This is a genomic window from Psychrobacter sp. I-STPA6b (assembly GCF_020662265.1).
Taxonomy (GTDB): domain Bacteria; phylum Pseudomonadota; class Gammaproteobacteria; order Pseudomonadales; family Moraxellaceae; genus Psychrobacter.
Map to the genome: position 1 here is coordinate 1 of NZ_VEWM01000105.1, position 450 is coordinate 450.

The following is a 450-nucleotide window of genomic DNA, read 5'->3' on the forward strand; positions in this document are numbered from 1 at the left end:
ATGCCGTAGAGGTCTTCACCCTCAAGCAGCAGATCCACGGCACCCCGAAGATGCAGAAGGAGCTCAGCAGCCTTCAATACGATAACAGCAGGCTGCACCGCGAGCTGAAGGCGACCGAGACCAGGGCCGAGCTGATCGCCAAGGAGAACCGCCGCCTGCACGCCATTCAGGACGGCATGGTCGCAGGCGGCCGCACCTTTGCTCGGGAAAACGGTCTGGATGAAAAAGCCTTCATGGCCCGCCTGCAGACGGCAGCACAAAAGGCGCTGGACGAGTTCGATGCCCCGGCTGCAAAGCCCGCCGTCAAGGCGAAGGCTGCGACCAGGACCAGAACGACGCCGCAGCCCAAGGCAGTGGTCGAAGCTGTCGAGCAGTCTCCAAAAAAGAAAACGGTCGTTCAGGAGCGGGTCCGCGAAGAGCCCGTGGTCGAGCACCGGATCAAGCCGAAGG

At 62.4% G+C, this 450-nt stretch carries 1 protein-coding gene; it reads left to right on the forward strand.

Annotation, left to right across the window (positions count from 1 at the left end):
- The coding region (locus FHK88_RS12245; RefSeq protein ID WP_227431009.1) for a hypothetical protein at positions 1 to 450 on the forward strand (450 nt) is incomplete at both ends.